The organism is Veillonella sp., assembly GCF_018364065.1.
GTDB lineage: Bacteria > Bacillota > Negativicutes > Veillonellales > Veillonellaceae > Veillonella_A.
In genome coordinates this window covers 301,151-322,185 of record NZ_JAGZMO010000001.1, presented here as the reverse complement: position 1 = coordinate 322,185, position 21,035 = coordinate 301,151, and the positions used below count along the sequence as shown (strand labels likewise).

The following is a 21,035-nucleotide window of genomic DNA, read 5'->3' as shown; positions in this document are numbered from 1 at the left end:
GGTGTTATTATGAATCGACTCGTTACTATTCTGGGCCCCACGGCGGTGGGAAAAACTGAATTAACGCTGCAGTTGGCAGAGAACTTAAACGCGTCCATCATATCCGGCGATGCCTATCAGGTGTATAAAGGCCTGGATATTGGGACTGCCAAGCCGACGGCGGAGGAACTGAGTCGGGCACCTCATTATTTGATAGATTGCTTGGACCCTGAAGAAGAATTCAGCGTCGCTTTGTTTCAGGAAGAGGCGCAGCGCATTATAACGGAACTGAACGAGAAGAATGTGTTGCCTATATTATCGGGCGGTACCGGTTTTTATGTGCAGTCGTTGTTGGAAAATTTTAAATTTTCCACGCAGGGACCGGATTTGGAACTTCGTCAGTCCTTAGATACTTTGTATGAAACGGAAGGCATGGACGGCTTACGCGCCTATGGCGAAGAATTGGCTCGTAAGGGCGGCATTACGTTGCAGTTTACGGACAAACATCGATTGTACAGAGCAATCGAATTGATGTGCACCGGTGATTACGATGCCCTTGTGAATCAGACAAAGGACGGCTTGTCCTATGAAGGTCCGGTTATCGGGCTTCGACGAGATCGCGAGGAACTGTATGAACGCATTAATTTGCGCGTGAACCTTATGGTGGAAGCGGGCTTATTTGAAGAAGTGGAACGTTTGCTTCATGAGGGGGTAAATCCTGATTGCCAGGCTTTTAAAGGCATCGGCTACAAAGAAGTGGTAGCGTATTTCCAAGGTTTGGCTACAAAGGAAGAAACCATTGAGGCGATTCAGCAGAACACGAGACACTTTGCGAAGCGGCAAATCACTTGGTACAAGCGGATGCCATACATTCAATGGATCGATTGTACCAAGAAATCATCACAAAAAATTTATGAAGAGGCAGAGAGGTTGATAAAGAGTAGTTTATAATGACTCAACTGACCTTGGATTAGCAAGACCTTTTGCACGGTAAGCGCAAAGGCACAATATTAAATGTAAAGGAAGTATAAGTAATGAATTTAGATACTCTACGCGACGAAGCCATGAAAATGGCAGAGCCTCATTTTAAGAAATTTGAACCTGTAGCATTGCACAATACAAAGAAAGTGTTGGAAGCTTTTAAGGAATGTCAGTTAAGTGACTATCACTTCAACGGCTCTTCCGGCTACGGTTACAATGACAGCGGTCGCGAAAAGCTGGACGAAGTATTTGCTCATGTGTTCAAAGCGGAAAAAGCATTGGTGCGTGCTCATTTTGTGTCAGGAACTCACGCCTTGGCAACCACATTGATCGCATTGATGGGCAGCGGCGACAATGGCAAGGAATTCGTTTACGCTGTAGGAGCGCCGTATGACACAATGCAGTCTGTTATCGGTGTGCCACATCCTCAAAAACGCTCTTTAGTAGAACGAGGCTTTATTTATAAAGAAGTGCCGTTAGTTAACGGTTCTTACGACTTGGACGGCATTAAAGCGGCCGTTACCAACGATACACGCGTAGTAGTGATTCAGCGCTCCCGCGGTTACAGCACGAGAGAACCTTTATCCGTTATGGATATTGAAAAAATCTGCGCCGCTGTAAAATCGGTAAATCCGAACACAATTTGCTTCGTAGATAACTGCTACGGCGAATTTACAGAAACTACAGAACCATTGGAACATGGTGCCGATATTATGGCCGGTTCTTTAATTAAAAACGCCGGCGGCGGCATTGCCCCAACAGGTGGTTATGTGGCCGGTCGTGAAGACTTGGTAGAAACTGTGGCCTATGAATTGACGGCTCCCGGCTTAGGTGACCATATGGGTTCGTACGCACCGGGCTACCGTTTATTCTTCCAAGGCCTCTTCTTGGCACCGCACGTAGTGTTGCAAGCGTTAAAAGGCGCTGTTTATACAGCCGCTGTAGGCACCTTGCTCGGTTATGAAGTATTCCCTAAAGTGGATGCGAACCGCTATGACCTCATTCAGGCGGTCAACCTTCACAATGCGGATGAAATGGAACAGTTCTGCCGCGGTATGCAGGCATACTCTCCGGTAGATGCGCACGTGCATCCGATTCCTGGTGATATGCCGGGCTACACGGATCAAATCATTATGGCAGGCGGTACTTTCGTACAAGGTTCGTCCATCGAACTCAGTGCTGACGGTCCGGTACGTCCGCCATATACAATCTACATGCAGGGCGGCTTAGTATTTGAGCACTCCATGCTCGGTATTTTAGGCGCTGCAGAAGAACTTTTGGCTAATCGTAAACAGTAAGTTTTTAAGGCCATCTCTGTATAAAATCGATTTTTTGTGATATACTTACGGAAGTTTTTATTTTTATTATTTTAGTATATACATATTCGGACTTTCACTCTGTATCATGTATATTTGGACCAAGCGGTCCACAGAAGGAGAAAGCATGGAAAAAGGAACAGTTGCAGTAGCAATGAGTGGGGGCGTTGACAGCTCCTTAACAGCATCTATGCTGTTAGAACAAGGGTATAAGGTATTTGGTATTACCTTACGTTTATGGGTTGATAATACTGACGCGGACGATGTGCCGTTAGCAGTAACCGACGCTAAGAAAATGTGTGATTTTCTTGGCATTGAACATCATGTTGTAGATGCACGTGATGTGTTTTATGATAATGTGGTAGACTACTTTGTACAGGAGTATGCTGCCGGCCGTACACCGAATCCCTGTGTATTCTGTAATAAAAATATAAAATTTGATTTGTTGTTGAACCGCGCGTTGGAACTGGGTGCCACTCACATGGTGACCGGTCACTATGCACAGGTACGCTACAACGAAGAAACCGGCTTATATGAACTTCACAAAGGGGCAGACCCAAGTAAAGATCAGAGCTACGTATTATATACATTAAATCAACATATTCTAAGTCATCTCATGTTCCCATTGGGCTCGCAGAAGAAAACATTGACTCGTGCCATGGCGAACGACCGTGATTTGCCGGTTGCCAATAAACCGGACAGCGAAGATATTTGCTTCCTGCCAAATCACAACTACCAGGGCTTTATTGAAAAGCAGTTATCCGTACCGGCAAAACCTGGTAACATTGTGCATGAAAATGGAGAAGTGTTGGGTCGTCACAACGGTTTGTTCAACTATACTATCGGCCAGCGTAAAGGCTTGGGTGTTGCATATAAACATCCTCTTTATGTAGTTCGTTTGGATAGTGAAAAGAACGAAGTCGTAGTAGGTCCTGATGAAAGCCTGTTTACAAATCGCATGATTTGCAAACACTACAACTTCTTGTCCGGAACAATTCCTCAAGAACTTCATGCAGCAGGCAAAATTCGCTATGCCGCTAATCCGGCACCATGCGTAGCCCGCATTTTAGATGACGAAACTATGGAAGTTATTTTTGAAACGCCGCAGCGTGCCATTACGCCGGGTCAATCCGTAGTATTCTACGAAGGCACTCAAGTATTAGGTGGCGGTGTTATTGAAACTGTTTGCTAAATAAATATTTATAGGGATAACTGAATATAACAAACAGTTAGAAAGCCTGTAACCGAATGTGGTTACAGGCTTTCATATTTAAAAACAGCTATTTTATGCAGGATTATAATGAAACGATAAATTGGATGTGAAAAATGATAACCATATAGAAAAAGTCCTTACTATAATTGAAAAGATAGTGCAAATAGCAGTAGCAATAAAACACTTTTCAAAAAGTAAGGACTGTCCAAGGGTTAGGGGTGAAAACCTCTAACTGGTTTATATCGTATCATGAACGTATGAAAAATAAAAGTGTAATAGTTGTATTGGCATTGTAAAGTGTATCCGAGTATTTATCTATGGATAAATATGGATGGAATTGGCTTGACAGTCCCGTCTTGTTTTTGGGCGTCATTGCTATTGTGCAACAGGTGAAAACGTAATGTGTGTAAGTATTTAATATGTAGTATTCTTGCAATAATAGACGATATGCCGTAGTAATGTTATAATAATTAAATGGATTATACATTTTATGTAATTTACCTAAGATTATCAATTAACTTTTAATTCCTATATATTGGTTTAGATTTATTTATTGCTCAACCGTTGCTCATCCTAAATTATTGAGACTGGCGTGGTTAAGCTAATTATAAGGAGAATGGAACATGGTAACCGAACATATTCGCAATTTCTGCATTATTGCCCATATAGACCACGGGAAATCCACCTTGGCTGACCGTTTAATAGAAGCGACGGGAACTCTTACTAAGCGTGAGATGGAAGCTCAGGTATTGGATTCCATGGACTTAGAAAGAGAACGTGGGATTACAATTAAAGCGCAATCCGTTCGCTTACTGCATACGGCTAAAGATGGTAAACAATATACTTTAAACTTAATTGACACACCGGGTCATGTGGACTTCAGTTATGAAGTATCTCGCTCATTAGCCGCCTGTGAAGGTGCTTTGCTCGTTGTCGATGCGGCTCAGGGTGTTGAAGCGCAGACCTTGGCTAATGTATATTTAGCATTGGAACATGACTTGGAAATTATTCCGGTTATTAACAAAATCGACTTACCGAGTGCTGATGTGGAGCGTGTAAAAAAGGAGATTGAGGATATTATCGGTCTTGACGCATCCGAGGCTATTTTGGCCAGTGCTAAATCCGGCATCGGCATTCAAGATATTTTGGAAGCCATTGTAGAACGTATTCCGGCTCCTGAAGATAAATCCGATCAACCGACCAGAGCTCTTATTTTCGACTCTCGCTTCGACTCGTATAAAGGCGCTATCGCCTATGTACGCGTTAAGGAAGGGTCTTTGAAAAAACGTGACATCATCCGTATGATGCACGATCAAAAAGACTTTGAGGTGACCGAACTCGGTGTTTTCACGCCAAACTTATTGCCTGTGGATGAATTAACATGCGGTGCTGTAGGTTGTGTAGCGGCAAGTATTAAAAACGTACGCGATTGCCATGTAGGTGATACTATCACTAAAGCGGACAATCCGGCGACAGAACCGTTACCGGGTTATCGCAAAGCCGTATCCATGGTGTATTGCGGTCTCTATCCGACAGACAGCAAAGACTATGACAACTTACGCGACGCCTTGGAAAAGTTAAACCTGAACGACGCTGCACTTGAATACGAACCGGAAACCTCCATCGCCTTGGGCTTTGGTTTCCGTTGCGGCTTCCTTGGATTGCTCCACATGGACGTAATTCAGGAACGTTTGGAACGTGAATATAACTTGACCCTCATTACGACGGCGCCAAGTGTAAACTATAAAGTTCACAAAACAAACGGGGAAGTTCTGGAAATTGACAATCCGGCCAAGTTGCCACCTCCAACAGAAATCGATTACATTCAGGAACCGTATGTAAAGGCTACTACCATCGTGCCTAAAGATTTCGTCGGTGCCATCATGGAATTGTCTCAGGATAAACGCGGCGAGTATCAGAGTATGGAATACTTGGATGAAACACGTGTTTCCATCGTATACCATCTGCCTTTAGGGGAAATCATTTACGATTACTTTGATAAATTGAAATCCGCCACTAAAGGCTATGCGTCCCTGGACTATGAACTCATCGGCTATCAGACTTCGCCGATGGTGAAGATGGATATTCTCCTCAACGGGGAACCGGTGGATGCGCTCAGCATCATCGTTCACAAAGACCGTGCCGCAGTGCGTGGTCGTGCGTTGGCTGAAAAGTTAAAAGAATTGATTCCTCGTCAAATGTTCGAAATTCCGATTCAGGCTGCTGTGGGTAACAAAATTGTGGCTCGTGAAACGGTTAAAGCATGGCGTAAGGACGTTCTTGCTAAATGTTACGGCGGTGACATCAGCCGTAAGCGTAAACTTCTGGAAAAACAAAAAGAAGGTAAGAAGCGCATGAAAGCCGTAGGCAGCGTGGAAATTCCACAAGAAGCATTTATGGCTATTTTAAAAGTTGACGATAAATAAAGAAGAGTTCGTATAGATAAGGAGTGTTTGTTCTATGCAAATCATACCGGATACGACTTCTTTATCTGCTCAAGTAAAGCGGGATATGGGGGTGTACCTTCATATCCCGTTTTGCCGTAAGAAGTGTTCTTATTGTGATTTCGCTTCTTATGAAGGATTGGAAGCGTATTATGACGACTATGTAGAAGCACTTTGTAAAGAAATTGAATTGTGGGCCCGAACCTATGAAGAAAGCCGCCACATTCCCGTAGATACAATTTACTTTGGCGGCGGCACACCGACCATGCTTTCTATTGAGCAGATCCAAAAGATTTTGAAAACATTATATTCTTATTACGACTGCCGCAATGTACGGGAGTTGTCCGTAGAGGCAAATCCGGGAGAAGTGGACCGCGCTTATTTGCATGAATTAAAACAATTGGGCGTTACACGCCTCAGTTACGGTGTGCAGACATTTGATGACCATTTACTCACTATTTTGCGCCGCGGCCATACGGCGGCAATCGCGAAACAGGCCATTGAAGATGCGTTGGCCGTAGGCTTTAATTCTGTGAGTGGCGACCTCATTTATGCATTGCCGGGTCAGGAACTGCAAGATATTCGCAATGATGTGAGCACCTTGGTAAAACTCGGTGTTAATCACGTGTCGATTTACGGCCTTCAGCTGGAAGAAGGGACTAATCTGCATAAGCAGGTAAGTACCGGCGAATATGTACTGCCTGATGACGACACGAATGAAGCCATGTACGACTGTATGTTGGATTCGTTGGCGGAGAATGGATTTGAGCGATACGAGATTTCCAATTTTACAAATAATGGGGCCTATAGCCGTCATAACTTACGATATTGGCAATATAAGGAGTATTTGGCATTCGGATCCGGTGCGTACTCATTTTATAATAATGTGCGCCGCAACAACGAACCATATGTGGTGCCTTATATTAATCGCCTTCGTCAGGATTTGTTGCCTGTTGTGTTTGAAGAGACCATCAGCGAAGAGCGGGCTGTGGAAGATTATTGCTTCCTGGCACTACGTACCAAATGGGGACTCAGCAGCAGCGCTTTTGAAGCGTTATTTAAAAAGCCGTTGACGTCCATTTATAAGGATGAGTTGGATCATCTGGAACAACTGGGGCTCTTGGAATCCTATGATGAAGTGATGAGTAATTTCGATAAATCTGCTATAATAAAACATAACGCGTGGCGATTGACACGCGAAGGGGCTAAACACGGAAATTATGTGTTTAGTCAGTTTATTCGATAAGAGTTTGTTGTACCTATAGTTTTTTATACCTGTATGGTGTTGTGCCTGTAGTTTTGTATTAAAAGGCAGTGTGCCTATGGGAAGTTGTAACTATAGCAGGCCCGGTGGAAGTATGGGAGGCGGCGTAGTGAAGGATTATGTTAGATTTGGTTGGCGTGCGTGTGGCGCCGGCATTGTGTTTCAAATATTGATGCTTATTTGTTTATTTGTACTTCAGTTTGGTGTAGCAGTGAGCCCGAATAATACGGGCTTTAATATATTTATTGCCTGCCTGGTTGCGGTCATCGTAACCTTACTGGCGTTGGGTTGTCGTCCTATCTATGAAAAGGCATTGGACGAACGTTTTCCGCGTACGGGCGTGTCAAAGACATTCTTTATATTGACCCTATTCAGTGTAGCTATCGTATTGCTTTTCCTTTATCTATTGGCCATGGGGCTCGTAGCGTGGGAACTGAATCGTGAATTGGATTCCATGTACATGAACATGTCCACGCCGGTTGTAGCACCGTTTGCATTGCTTACCTGGTTTATCGGTGCCGCCTTATTTACGTATTTTTATTTCTTGCTCTATACGACGGCCAGTGTGGAATACATTTGGCGCCGCTACATTCACAGACTGAGAGAAAGTGCGAAGGCGGAAAATAATCCGGAACATTCAAGCTCCCTGTAGATGACAGGGGACTTCGGAAATCGAAGTTCTAGGTAGGAAATGCCGGGTTTTAAACTGTTCGATCATTGTAAAAGTGTTTTTACAAAAATCATAGATTATCTTGACAAATACCTCATGTATTTAGTAATATATAACTCGTAATGCATGGGGGTATAGCTCAGCTGGGAGAGCGCTTGAATGGCATTCAAGAGGTCAGCGGTTCGATCCCGCTTATCTCCACCATGAGTATAAAGCCACTACTTCGGTAGTGGCTTTTTTTTATCTGTTTCTTAATGTAGTATATCGAAAAAATTCATTGACTATCATGTGGATATTTTTTATAGTATAGATAGAGATTCTTATTTAGAATCCTTTCCTTAGTCAATACAAGTATAGAGTATATACTGTTAGTTACATTTACTATTAAAAAGAAAAGGGGTACACCTATGAAAAAAGTATTGATCGTTTCCGCTCATGACACAGTTGTTGAATCTGTAGCCAATAAATATTTATTAGAAGACTTAAAAGCCAAATTACCTGAAGCTGTGTTTGATGATTTAGATGCACAATATGCAGACTTTCAGTTTGACGTAAAAGCAGAACAGAAGAAAATGGAAGAAGCTGATATTATTGTATTGCAGTTCCCATTATACTGGTATTCCATGCCTGCTTTATTACATCGCTGGATGGAACAGACTTTCACTCATGGCTGGTCTCACGGTACAACCGGTCAGGCTTTGCAGGGCAAGACGTTGATCGCATCTTTCACAACCGGTGCTCCTGAAGGTGCTTATACGCCGGAAGGCTTTATGAAACATGACTTGCAAGATTATTTCTACACATTAGAATGTACTTGCATCTTAACCGGCATGAACTGGGGCGGCCTAGTAGTAACACAGGGCGTATCCTATACTGATCGCAAGCCTGAAAACGAAGGTACTACACGCGAAAAAATGGCTGCTCATGCAGATAAATTAATTGCTAAACTTAATACAATTTAATAGTTTAGAATTGTGCCCGGCTCTTTGTTGGTGCCATCTATGAACTTAGACTAATAAAAAACAGTGTCATACATTTGTATGGCACTGTTTTTGCATATACTATTATCAGTTAGAATGTGTGTTCTTTGCATCATATGATACAGACCGATTTTAAAAATCAGTTTATACTGAAAGAGTAGTAAGTTATTAGTTGTAAGTTATTAGTCGAAAGTTATTAGTAGTAAGTTACAATACTGTTTCGTCGGAACAATAGGCTTTTAGAGAATTTATATCTTTTATAGACAAGATCTTGCGGCCTGTTTCGATGATGTGTTCTTCACGGAGCCGGCTGAGGTAGCGGGTTAAGCTGACGCGGCTCAAGCCGAGTATGGTGGCGATGTCTTCCTGAGTTAAGTGAAGCGCAGTATCGTTTTCAGAGGAAATTAAGTACAGCAGATTACAGAGCTTTACAAAGCCCGTGTTATATTCCTGATGACCTGTTTCGTAGAGAAGCAGATTTACATAACGGGCGTAGGAGTTTAACATGGCAAACGTAACAGACTGATGCTCTTCTAATATGCTCTGAAATGTTGATTTAGTGAAAGCTATGGTCTGCGTATCTGTTATTGCTTTTGATGATAGGGAACGCTCCAATTTGAAATCTTCCTGGTGAAAGCCGGGGAAGATTGTCTGCGGCCCGTGAAACGAAATAATTTTACGAAATCCTTCCTCGTGTTCCATAGAGGTTTCGACGAGGCCGCTTTTTATAAAATGGAGCGTATCTAAGGGCTCATCGGGACTCCACATATATTGTCCGGCAGGAATAAAATATTCCTTATGAGGATAGGAATGCAGCAAATCAGCAAATTCTGCAAAATCATTTTTAAATATATAACGAGGAACAAGCATATTTGACTCCTTATATAGCATACGTTTTAGGTAAGTAACCATGGAGGTAACTATGACAACAGAAAAAAAGAATTCTCACAAAGTGTTACGTTTATTATATCCTCAATGGCAGGGCGGTGCCAATCCGAAGTATCAAGTGGGTGCTCGCGTGCTGGCTCATATTTTACCGGGCGCTACTGAGGCCGACTATATCAAAGTGCCGGTAGGTCAGAATCAGCCTGTCGATATGTGGCGCGTAGAAGATGGGGTGTATGAAAAAGAGACTCTTTTGAAACAGACGGAAGCGGCGAAAGCTATTATTGCAGCGGCCGCTCCGGAAAAGATTATCACCGTCGGCGGTGACTGTTCCGTATCACAGGCGCCCTTCGATTACCTTCATGGCAAATATGGGGAACATACGGCCATTCTGTGGTTTGATGCGCATCCCGATATAATGAAGCCAACGCAGTTTAATCATGAGCATGCCATGGTGCTTGGCAATCTACTGGGAGATGGCGAACCTGATTTTGCAGCTCAGGTAGACCATCCCTTTACGCCGGATCAAGTGCTATATGTAGGCCTCAAGGCGGAAGATATGATGGACTTTGAGGGAGAGTATTTAAAAGAGCACAGCATGTCATACTTGCGCCCGCAAGATTTGCTGGATACATCGGAAGATGGTAAAACTATAATTAACAGCAAGCCGATTTTGGATTGGCTTCGTGAACGTAATGTAAAACAAGTATTGATTCACTTTGATATGGACGTTATGGATGCGAATGACTTTAGAGGGCTTCTGTATAACGAGCCGGGCTTGGGACCTGTAAGTTATGCGACCGGCAGTATGACGCTGGATCAAATTACCACTCACTTTGTGGAAATCGGCAATGTAGCCGATATTGTTGGCCTCAGCTTTGCGGAATATATGCCTTGGGATATCATTCGCTTACAGGAAAGAATGAGCCGCATAAAAATATTCAATGAATAAGTCAATATCGAATGAATAAGTCAATATCCAATGAGTGAGTCTTAGAATAATAAGTAAACGAATACGTTTTGAAATAACAAGTAAATTAATACGTCTTGGAATGACAAGTAAATGATTAAAATAAACAGCAAGTACAAGTTTTTAAGGGCCTGTACTTGCTGTTTTTACGTAATACTGCTGAAGAAGAGCCTCAAGATGTGATATAATAAAACGTCTGGTAATACTAAATAAAAAGAAATAAGTTCAATTTAAAAGACCGGGTTTTATTAAAAGGAATTTACTAAAGTTAGGTAATATAAGGAGCTATCCCTTAAATTTATAATATACAAGGAGTACCCCCTATGAAAACATCGATTATTTTTCATTCACTATTTAATGAGTTTTCTTCTGAGCAGTTAGCGGCGCTTATGGAGCTGGCCCGCGAATTTGACGGCAGCTTCCGAATTGTAGCTACAGGCATTCAGATTTATGATATTTCAAAAGAAGCAAAGGCAAGTATGATGGAGCGCCTACCTGAAGGCGTGCAAGTGGTGAAGCACAAGGCGGTCAACTCCGTTATATCCTGCCGCGGTACAGACGGTTGCAGTCACGCATTCATGCAGACGATGCCGCTTGCCAAATATATGGATAGCACTCATTTCGGTGAAGAAATGCCGAACAAGATTCGCATCGGTATCAGCGGATGTCCAAGATGCTGTGCAGAAACCATGATCAAGGATATCGGCGTGTACGGCATGCCTGACGGATTTGTACTTGTGGCCGGTGGCAAGAGTGGCGGCAGACCGCAGAGTGCAGAAGTACTTTTAAAAGGCTTATCTGCCGAAGAAGCACAGGAAAAAATGGACTATTTATTAAACTGGTATAAAGAACAGGCCATGCCGAAGGAGAAGTTTGAGCATGTGCTGGAGCGTTTGGGAAATCCATTTGCTGAATGATTAGAGGAATAACTATCTGTATGATTAGATGAATAATTATCTGTTTGAGTAGAGAATAATCAACTGAATAATTATCTGAATAATTATCTGAATAATTAATTGTATGAACTGATAAATAAAGGAGAGAAAGAAGGTGAAGCAAGGTGAATGAATATGTAAAACTGGGATTGCGAGTGGCCGCCGGCGGCGTTTTGTACTCTTTTTACGGCTTATTTTCAATGATTGTAGGCGTTTTGGTGGGCAGTGAAACGAATGACGCTGTAACGCAGGCGTTCGCAATTGTTCTTTGCCTCATATTGGGCGGTGCCATAGCACGCAAAGTGTATTTAAAAGCCATGTCTACCTATACGGAGTTTCACAAATACTCCTTCTATATATTCTGCGCCGTGTTGCTGGGATTCTGGGGATTGGCCGAATTGATGCTCGTGTATCATTCGTTGACCTTTGTCAGCTTTATGGACATTCTCATGGGCGAGCATAATCAGTTTGGCCTTGAGAAAGTCGCCTTTTTCTTTGTAGCCATATTGCTGCTCTTTATTATTATGGCCTATTTCTTTATCACCTTTGTATGTGCCGCCGCAGCGGAATGGTTCGCCGGATATACCACGGTTGAGGCCTTTAACGGCACGCAGATTCGCCCCTTGTGGCAGGCCATAAAAGAGGCTAAACGGGCTCATAAGGAGTATAAAAGCGGTACAGCCGGTAAAGAAGAAGAGCGGCTGTATGACCGGCTTGATAAAGATGTGGACTAGTTTTTCTATTGAACTTTGCAATAAATAGGCGTACACTATGGCAGAGAATTAAATTACATGTAGATTGAAAAGAGGATTAAGTATGTTGTCTTCATTTGAGCCACGGAGGCGGGCAGGTAATTTTTTAACATGGTACCGTTTATTTCTGGTTCGCCACCCGCAGCGCATGCTGGCTATCAGCTTTGCATTACTTATGCTGGTGGGCGGAACATTGCTGTCATTGCCTATAGCGACCAGTGACGGCACGGCCACTCACTGGGTGGATGCATTTTTCGTGGCCGTTTCCTGTGCATCTGTAACAGGTTTGACCCCGGTTGACACATTTCATCATTGGAGTGTCTTCGGACAAACCATTATGATTATTTTAATTCAAATTGGCGGTCTGGGCACTATGACCTTTACAACGCTTATATTCCTGATTTTACGGCGGCGCGTAGGCTTGGAAAACCGATTACTCCTGCAGGAAGATGTGGGCCTGGAAAATATTGATTTTCGAACCATAATGAAACAGGTTATAGGTCTTACTTTTTTTGTGGAATTTGTAGGCGGCCTGATTTATACAGTTGTACTGTATCCTTATTTAGGACACAGTGCTATATATTACGGGTTTTATCAGTCTATTTCGTCTTTCTGTAATGCAGGCTTTGTATTCTTTGACAATAATTTGCCCTACGAACTTGTGACTAACTGGGGCTTTACGTTAAACACATCAGGTCTTATTTTAATTGGCGGCTTCGGCTATATGGCCACTTTTGATATTTTGAAAAATTATAAACGGGGATTTACTTTTTTCTCATTACACACAAAGGTGATGCTTGTAGGCAATGCTGTTCTCGTCATAGGCGGCACATTGCTTATATGTCTCCTTGAATGGACCGGCGTATTGGCACCGTTGTCGTTAGTCGATAAATTCCAGGCCGCATTGATGCAGGCCGTAACGCCTCGTACGGCAGGTCTGCCTACGCTGGACTATTCACAGTTCCATCCGGTAACGGCATTTATTACGGTCATTCTTATGTTTATCGGTGCGGGCCCGAACTCTACGGGCGGTGGTGCGAAAATTTCCACCATTGCCGTCGTATGGGCTACGGCGTATGCGGCCTTGACCGGTAAAACAAGAGTTCATCTGTTTAATCGCAGCTTGAGTCAGAACTTAATCAATAAATCTTGCAGTATTATATTCTTCTCGTCCTGGCTGGTTCTAATTGCTACATTCATTCTATCTTGGGTGGAACCGTTCCAGTTTCTGGACCTTGTGTTCGAAGTAATGTCCGCTTTTGCTACGGTAGGTCTTACACGAGGGATAACGGGCGAATTGACAGATTTGAGTAAAATTGTCCTTATGTTCGTTATGTACACAGGCCGTATTGGCGTGTTAACACTTATAAGTGCGTTCTTTATTACCCCGAAAAAGCCGAGTGCCGTGTACTATCCGGAAGACAATGTGCTATTGTAATGCCATAGGAGTTTATTATGAAACGTAAATCAATCGGAATTATCGGCCTGGGCCGTTTTGGCGGTACCTTGGCCAAACAGGTAACCGGCTTGGGCCATGAAGTATATGGCGTGGACCGGGATGAAAAAGTGGTGCAGAAGATAGCACCGTATATTGCACAAAGCGTAATTGCCGACTTCACTGATGAAGATACGGTGCGCCAGCTTCATTTGGAAACATTGGATGTGGTAGTAATCGCCATCGGTGAAGATATGAATGCCAAGCTTTTGACGGCCATGGTATTACAGGAAATCGGATGTCCGTTCATTGTGGCGAAAGCATCGACGGCCATTGAAAGTAAATTGCTTAAAAAAGTGGGCGTGGACCTTATCGTGTATCCGGAAATGGATATGGCGGAACGGGTGGCGCAGATGCTCACAGGCGACCATATAGTAGACTATTTCCAATTATCTAAAGATATCGGTATAGTGGAAATCCGCACACCGGAATTCATGGTAAATAAAAATTTAAAAGAACTGGAACTTCGTAAACAATACGGCGTGAACGTGGTAGCCTTAAAGCGCGATAATCAAGTCATAGCCACGCCGGATCCGAATGACCGGCTCCGAGCGACAGATATGTTAATTGTGATCGGTCGGAACGAAGAGATTACAAAACTGGGACAATAGGGTTTTAAAGCCCTTCGTTATGCGAATTTATCAAGTGTAAAGAACAGTTGTCCATATTGACAAATACATTTCCCAAATTTATAATGAGTTATATAAACTGGTTTATTAAACGACTTTATTCAAAATTCAATAAATTTGGGGGCTTTCATCACAAAGGGTGAAAGCTCTTCTTTTTTAGGAAAGGGTGATAGTGTGGTACCATTAATAGGAGTTTCCGGCAGCCATTTTCATGTGGGCCAAGATGATTTCAGAAGTGTAGCACGAGCTTATGTTAATGATAACTATCTGCGCTCTGTAGAGGATCAGGGCGGTTTGCCTATTATCCTTCCATTTACGACGAATAAAGAAAATATCAAGTCTTTAGTAGCACGCCTTGACGGTTTAGTTTTATCGGGCGGACAGGATGTGTATCCGCTGTATTACGGTGAAGAACCGTTGCAGGGATTGAGCCAGGTATGGCCTGAGCGCGATCAGTTTGATTTCGCACTTTTGGAGGCGGCCATCGATAAAGGCATTCCTATATTTGCTATTTGCCGAGGTCATCAGGTTGTAAATGTGTATCGCGGCGGTACGTTGTACCAAGACTTGAAGTATGATGAATCTTGCACGATTAAACACTGGCAGAACCAAAGTCCGGGGATGCCATTCCATACAGTCGATTTTACAGTAGATTCGAAGATTGCGGATATTTTAGGGAAAACCGCTTGGGTTACCAATTCCCATCACCATCAGACCGTAAAGGCTGTAGGTAAGGGACTGAAGATAACCGGTCGTTCCAAGGACGGCACTATCGAAGCGTTGGAAGCAACAGACTATCCGTGGCTGGTAACCTGTCAGTTCCATCCGGAAATGATGACGGAGAACTCTCAGGAAGCACAGGCTTTATTCAGAGCCTTTGTGGAAGCCTGTGAAGAATATATGATCTAATCGTATAGTCATACAAAATCGAGATTACTGACCAAAGGTGGTGAGGCTGACAATTTAAAGTCGGTTTGAGAGAAAGAATTTTTAGTGAAACAGGGTTGTATTAATGCATAGGGAATACAGTATAAGCAGAAAGAGACTGTTTATATTGTAGTTTATACTATAGAGTATATTTTTATGTGTAGCATTACGTTTAAATGACGCAGCATGTATTTATTTGTGAAGTTTTATGTATATTTTGGCTGTAGTATTATTAAATGACGTACCGGTTTTTACTAGTGAGAGTTGAGGCTTATGGGACTATGGTTTTTTGTATTGTTTTGAGGAGGATATTGTGAAAGAACAGGAACATGTAAATGACATTCATCCCATAATGGATCCGCACAAAGAGTACGTGGAAATTAACTCCTACGTAGTTTTTTGGGGCCTCTTTTACGCCGCATTGTTTTCATTGGCGGTAGGTTATTTATGTTTAAAAATTGGTCAGACAGTTGATGCGTTCGCTCCTGTATCTGTACTTGCCATGGGGATGGCGGCAGTTTTTAAACGTGCAAATGCGTTTCCGGAAACAGTTCATATTCAGGCTATCGGTAGTGCGGGTACTAACGTATTAGCAGGGGTTATGTTTATTCTTCCGGCGCTATTTATTTTGAATATTGATGATGTATCACCACTTGAAATGATGATTCCGGTTGTATTGGGCGGCTTGCTTGGTGTACAGCTTTGTACCATTTTCCGTCAATACTTCTGTGAAGAAATGCATCATGCGTATCCGTTCCCTGGTGGCCGCGCCGTAGCCGAAGTACTTAGCAGTAATGAAGGCAGCCGCGCTAAACTGATGATTTTCAGTGGTCTCTTCGGTATGGGCTATGATTTCGTGCTCAATTCATTGGGCTGGTGGCGCGAAGTATTTTCGACCACTACCTTCCAATGGGGTCAAGCTTTCCAGGATAAGATGAAATTACATTTCTCTCTGGACAGTGATATTGCTCTGCTCGGTATCGGTTACTTTACCGGCTTGCGCTATACAGCCATTATCGTAGCAGGCTCTTTCTTCTCCTGGTATGTATGTATTCCATTGGTTTACTACCTCGGCGGCGACCATGTAATGGTAATTGCCGGCAAGGAAGTTCTGCTTGCTGATGCGCCGGTTCGTACTGTATTCTCGCAATACGTACGTCATATCGGTATCGGTATGTTGGCCATGGCCGGCGTTATCGGCTTGCTCAGCATGTCCAATGTAGTAACCCGCATTATGCGCCGTGCTATCGTGGATATGTTCAAACGCGGTAAAACAACTAATGTTAACTTGCTTCGTACACAGATGGACTTGCCAATGTCCATGTTGGGTATGGGTATCATTTTAACGACTGTATTGTTTGCTATTTTCTTCCATATTTTCTATGCGCAAACAATCGTTCAGACTTTAGTGGCATTCGTAATCGTATTGATCTTGGCGTTCTTACTTTCCGTAGTAGGTATCAGCTCCATCGCCTTTACCGGTAGTGAACCGGTATCCGGCATGACAATCTTCATGATTCTCATCGGTGCAGTAGCTCTTACAAGCGTAGGTTTAACAGGCAAGCTCGGCATCATCGCTATCTTGATGATGGCTGCGTTCCTGGCAACTACAATCGGTGTAGCCGGTAATTTCATGTCTGAATTGAAAGTAGCTCACTTATTGGGTGCTACTCCTAAGAAAATGCAACAATGGCAGTTAGTAGGCGTTGTTATCGCTGCTATCGTAGCTGTAGGCGTATTACTTCTTTTGAACCACGCATACGGTTTCGTGGGTGAAAACGCATTGAACGCTCCACAGGCTAATGCGATGGCTGCTATCGTTGAACCATTAATGACAGGCGGCAGTGCTCAATGGCCATTGTATATTATGGGTGCTTTCTTCGCCGTTATTCTTTGGATGTGCGGTGTGCCACCATTGGCTTTCGCTCTTGGTGCATACTTACCAATGGAAATCAATACGCCATTACTGATCGGTGGTCTCATTTCCTACTTGGTTAAAAAATCTTCTAAAGATGAAGCTGAACAAGAAGAACGCGTTACCCAGGGCGGTATCGTGGCTTCCGGTTTCGTAGCCGGTGGTGCGATTGGTGCCTTGATCAGTGCGATTCTTCACATCGCAGGTGTGGACGTATTCTTAACTGAATGGGAAAAAACACCGGGCGCTACATTCTTAGGCATGGTTATTTACTTCATCTTCTGTATCGCTATGTATAAGATTGCAACCAGCGTTAAGTTGAAACGCAATAAAGCATAAAAATAAAGTTTCACTTTGTTATATGTTATGTAAATAAAAAAGGTCCTTCGGGGCCTTTTTTGTTTTTTGTATCAACTGTAGCAGACGAACATATTTGATATTTTGTAAGATATAAGCGAGGTCGTCAGTTGAATTGCTTTAGTAACATTGTAAAAATATTTAGGCAATCTTAAATTTAGTGCCTTTGCTTATTATTGCAGGGCATGAATTACTATTTCGATTTAACGGATTAGGAAAATACGTAGTAATAATAGGAAGGTTATAGTCATGGAAAATAAGAACAGAGTATGCAATATACTTAACATTAAATATCCGCTTGTTCAAGCTGCTATGAACTGGATTACAGATGCGAACATGGTGGCAGCAGTTTCGAATGCAGGCGGAATGGGTGTGTTAGGCCCTAATGCAGGTGTAAAATTTGAAGGCAATAAACGAGTTAGTACAGAAGAACGATATAGAAACGAATTACGAAAAATTAAGAATTTAACTAATAATCCGTTTGCTGTGAATGTTTATTTGCCGGAAGACGGAATGACAGAAATGGAAGCCTATGGGGAAAATATTATTAATATAGCTTTTGAAGAAGACGTAACTATTTTTGTTACTGTTGGTCAAGTGAATAAGAAATTGGCAAAACAACTGAAAAAGCGTAATGGTATTTGGGTACATCGAGAATTAACGCCTACCCCTGAAGCTTCAAAATTGGCAGAGAATGAAGGTGCTGATATTATTATAGCTACAGGCTATGATGAAGGCGGCTGGATACCTCAAAATAAAATTGGTACCTTTTCTATCGTTCCAACTATTGTAGATTCTGTTCAGATACCGGTAATGGCAACAGGTGGTATTAATGATATTCGTGGTGTGAGGGCTGCGTTTGCACTGGGTGCTGAAGGTGTATATGTGGGAACCCGATTTATTTTATCCGAAGAATGTCCGGCTTCAGATGCATGTAAACAAGATATTATTCAGACAAAGGCAAAAGATTTGGTTTTTGTTTCGGGAACTCAACGTTCGACACCGCATACGTTTGCTCAAAAGTTGGCGCGTATGTATGAAGATGGTATGTCTACAGCAGAGCTTGATGAAAAAATTAATCAGATTGACGGGTTGAGACCAGGGATGCTGGAGGGCAGACTGGAGGATGGAATAGTTTCCGTAAACACTGCTATAGATCTAATTAAAGAAGTAAAAAGTTGTGAAGATATTGTTCAGGAATTAATGGCAGATTTTATAAATTAAGTAAGTGATGTGAGTTGGAGAAGCTGAGTAGGGAGGATATGTAATCTAAGTAAGTTAGATAGGACAGCTTTAAATTTGTATATAAAAAGACCCGGTAGGGTCTTTTTTGTTTTTTCTGAAGAGAGTTTAAAAATTAGAAAAAAGCTGACTTACTGCATTTAACTCAGGAATAAAAGAAAAATATCGTTTGTACTTTCAGTTAAAAATCAAAGAAAAAGAAAAGAATAGCAAATGAACAACGAACGGATACGATGGAGAATAGAATAAAGTTTAATGGTTTTGATTTTTTGACTAATAGGGAAATATCTGTATCTTTGCGGAAATATTCTCTTGACATTTTGACATTTTATGGTAACATTATACCTGTGATTAGCACTCGATGTTAATGAGTGCTAACAAACGAGGCGCGATTATGGATGAAAGAAAACAACGCATCTTACACGCTATCATACAAGACTACATAAAGTCGGCTGAGCCCGTAGGGTCCAGAACATTGGCAAAGAATTATAAACTCGGCGTCAGTCCTGCTACAGTGCGAAATGAAATGGCCGATTTGGAAGAGTTGGGCTTCTTAGAGCAGCCACACACTTCCGCCGGGCGTATTCCTTCGCCTAAGGGCTATCGATATTATGTAGATGACATGATGCATTTGAACGGCACACAGCGCGAAGATGCAGAACGAATCAATCAAATATGGAATAAAAAGCCTAGTAATCTTGAAGATTTCTTTTTAGATGTGGCCAAACTGATTTCCCAGATTAGTCACAATATGAGCTTAGTCTTGGCACCGGCGCATAACTCTTCCACATTGAAGTTTATTCACGTGTTGCCTATCTCGCCACATAGAGCGGTGATGGTAGTAGTAACAGATGTGGGGGCGCTGGATAATGAGCACATCAGCTTCAGTGAGGCTGTAAGTGAAGACGATTTGGCAGGCGCATCTATGAAGTTCAGCAATGCTTTGAAAGATGTACGGATTGCAGATATATCCCCATTCTTCTTGGAGCATACAGTGAAACTCATTGAGGGACCTAAAGAATTGCTCATGATTCTGGCAACATCGTTGTATAGAGCCATTGCGAAACGTAAATTATTTTACTCCATTGGTACAACTGAGTTGTTGGAACAACCGGAATTCAAGGATGTCAAGAAAGTTCAGTCCATCTTATCCATACTGGAAAAAGAAGATCAGCTCACACAATTGATTGAGCCGGCCGCTCCGGTGGGGATTGATATTAAGATTGGTGACGAAAACAAAGCGGAAACCATGAAGAACTTAAGTGTTATTCAGGCGAACTTCGGCGACGCTGATGAAGGCATCGGCACATTGGCAATTTTGGGGCCTACACGGATGGAGTACAGACGAATTATCGGTATTTTATCCTATATTCAAGATTTTGTTAAACTTTTAAAAGATAATAAAAAATAACGGCGAGGTGGTACACACAATGAGTACAGAAGAAATTAAAAAGCAAGCGCACACAGACGAGGCTGCAGAGACTGAAGTGCATGACGAAACGATGGCGACAGACAATGCAGACGAAGCGGTTGACGTGGAAACAGCTGAAGATGTGACGATTGAAGAAAGTGCCGACATAGAAGCTGAAATTCAGGCGGCTGTAGCGGAAACAGAAAATCGTTACAAACGTTTGCAAGCGGACTTTGAAAATTTTAAACGCCGCACATTACAGGAAAAAGATCAATTGGCCGGTTTCGTTAAGGCTGATGTAATCAAAGATTTATTCCCTGTTCTAGATAACTTTGAACGAGCTTTACAGGCACCGACTACTGATGAAACAAAAGCATTCTTGGAAGGCTTTGAAATGATTCAGCAGAATCTGATGGCTATGCTGAAAAAGCATGGACTTGAAGTGATTGATGCCGTAGGCAAACCGTTCGATCCGAATTATCATCAGGCGGTAATGCGTGTACCATTCGATGAATATGATGACGACGTAGTATGTGAAGTTCTGCAAACCGGCTACACAGTAGACGGCAGAACAGTTCGTCCCGCTATGGTAAAAGTAGTTCACAACGGTTAATCAATGTAGCTCACAACGGTTAATCAAAGTAGTTCACAAGGGCTAAAAAGCTCACAA

General features: G+C 42.5%; 18 protein-coding genes and 1 tRNA gene. 18 read left to right on the top strand and 1 reads right to left on the bottom strand.

The window, feature by feature from the left end; all coding sequences use genetic code 11:
* Positions 1-9: 9 nt before the first annotated feature.
* From miaA to KHZ77_RS01470, 8 genes are all read left to right on the top strand, one after another.
* Positions 10-930: a tRNA (adenosine(37)-N6)-dimethylallyltransferase MiaA gene (gene miaA, locus KHZ77_RS01505; protein ID WP_295195118.1), complete on the top strand. Its 921-nt coding sequence runs from the start codon at positions 10-12 to the stop codon at positions 928-930.
* 83 nt (positions 931-1,013) lie between these two features.
* On the top strand, positions 1,014-2,258 hold the full coding sequence (locus KHZ77_RS01500) for a methionine gamma-lyase family protein (RefSeq protein WP_295194956.1): 1,245 nt from the start codon (positions 1,014-1,016) through the stop codon (positions 2,256-2,258).
* A gap of 145 nt (positions 2,259-2,403) precedes the next feature.
* Entirely contained in the window at positions 2,404-3,468 is a 1,065-nt protein-coding gene (gene mnmA / locus KHZ77_RS01495; RefSeq protein ID WP_295194954.1) for a tRNA 2-thiouridine(34) synthase MnmA, read from the top strand.
* A gap of 644 nt (positions 3,469-4,112) precedes the next feature.
* Positions 4,113-5,915: a translation elongation factor 4 gene (gene lepA / locus KHZ77_RS01490; protein WP_295194952.1), complete on the top strand. Its 1,803-nt coding sequence runs from the start codon at positions 4,113-4,115 to the stop codon at positions 5,913-5,915.
* A gap of 34 nt (positions 5,916-5,949) precedes the next feature.
* Positions 5,950-7,179 carry a radical SAM family heme chaperone HemW gene (gene hemW / locus KHZ77_RS01485; protein WP_295194949.1) on the top strand — a complete coding sequence of 410 codons (1,230 nt, stop codon included), beginning with the start codon at positions 5,950-5,952 and terminating at the stop codon, positions 7,177-7,179.
* A gap of 127 nt (positions 7,180-7,306) precedes the next feature.
* Positions 7,307-7,849, top strand: coding sequence for a hypothetical protein (locus KHZ77_RS01480; RefSeq protein WP_295194947.1), 543 nt, complete (start codon positions 7,307-7,309; stop codon positions 7,847-7,849).
* Positions 7,850-7,995: 146 nt separating this feature from the next.
* A tRNA-Ala gene (locus KHZ77_RS01475) sits at positions 7,996-8,071 on the top strand.
* A 203-nt stretch (positions 8,072-8,274) separates the two neighbouring features.
* Entirely contained in the window at positions 8,275-8,829 is a 555-nt protein-coding gene (locus KHZ77_RS01470; protein ID WP_295194945.1) for an NAD(P)H-dependent oxidoreductase, read from the top strand.
* Positions 8,830-9,054: 225 nt separating this feature from the next.
* Here the strand turns inward: KHZ77_RS01470 and KHZ77_RS01465 are convergent, their stop codons facing one another.
* A complete protein-coding gene (locus KHZ77_RS01465) occupies positions 9,055-9,717 on the bottom strand; it encodes a Crp/Fnr family transcriptional regulator (RefSeq protein WP_295194943.1) in 663 nt (220 codons plus the stop codon).
* Between the two features lie 52 nt (positions 9,718-9,769).
* Here KHZ77_RS01465 and KHZ77_RS01460 point away from each other — a divergent pair, with 52 nt between their 5' ends.
* The 10 genes from KHZ77_RS01460 (at position 9,770) to grpE (ending at position 20,978) form a co-directional block, all read left to right on the top strand.
* Positions 9,770-10,684, top strand: a complete 915-nt coding sequence (locus tag KHZ77_RS01460; protein ID WP_295194942.1) for an arginase family protein — start codon at positions 9,770-9,772, stop codon at positions 10,682-10,684.
* A 341-nt stretch (positions 10,685-11,025) separates the two neighbouring features.
* On the top strand, positions 11,026-11,619 hold the full coding sequence (locus KHZ77_RS01455) for a nitrite reductase (RefSeq protein WP_295194939.1): 594 nt from the start codon (positions 11,026-11,028) through the stop codon (positions 11,617-11,619).
* Between the two features lie 143 nt (positions 11,620-11,762).
* Complete coding sequence (locus tag KHZ77_RS01450) at positions 11,763-12,371, top strand: hypothetical protein (RefSeq protein ID WP_295194938.1); 609 nt, start codon at positions 11,763-11,765, stop codon at positions 12,369-12,371.
* 82 nt (positions 12,372-12,453) lie between these two features.
* Positions 12,454-13,827 (top strand): potassium transporter TrkG, encoded by a 1,374-nt coding sequence (locus tag KHZ77_RS01445; protein WP_295194937.1) that lies wholly within the window; start codon positions 12,454-12,456, stop codon positions 13,825-13,827.
* A gap of 17 nt (positions 13,828-13,844) precedes the next feature.
* Positions 13,845-14,495 (top strand): TrkA family potassium uptake protein, encoded by a 651-nt coding sequence (locus KHZ77_RS01440; protein WP_295194935.1) that lies wholly within the window; start codon positions 13,845-13,847, stop codon positions 14,493-14,495.
* A gap of 204 nt (positions 14,496-14,699) precedes the next feature.
* Positions 14,700-15,422, top strand: a complete 723-nt coding sequence (locus tag KHZ77_RS01435; protein WP_366664905.1) for a gamma-glutamyl-gamma-aminobutyrate hydrolase family protein — start codon at positions 14,700-14,702, stop codon at positions 15,420-15,422.
* A 370-nt stretch (positions 15,423-15,792) separates the two neighbouring features.
* Entirely contained in the window at positions 15,793-17,694 is a 1,902-nt protein-coding gene (locus KHZ77_RS01430; protein ID WP_295195116.1) for an oligopeptide transporter, OPT family, read from the top strand.
* Between the two features lie 267 nt (positions 17,695-17,961).
* Positions 17,962-18,936, top strand: coding sequence for a nitronate monooxygenase (locus tag KHZ77_RS01425; protein ID WP_295194931.1), 975 nt, complete (start codon positions 17,962-17,964; stop codon positions 18,934-18,936).
* A gap of 412 nt (positions 18,937-19,348) precedes the next feature.
* A complete protein-coding gene (hrcA, locus tag KHZ77_RS01420; protein ID WP_295194930.1) occupies positions 19,349-20,365 on the top strand; it encodes a heat-inducible transcriptional repressor HrcA in 1,017 nt (338 codons plus the stop codon).
* 19 nt (positions 20,366-20,384) lie between these two features.
* A complete protein-coding gene (grpE, locus tag KHZ77_RS01415) occupies positions 20,385-20,978 on the top strand; it encodes a nucleotide exchange factor GrpE (protein ID WP_295194929.1) in 594 nt (197 codons plus the stop codon).
* Positions 20,979-21,035 lie beyond the last annotated feature (57 nt).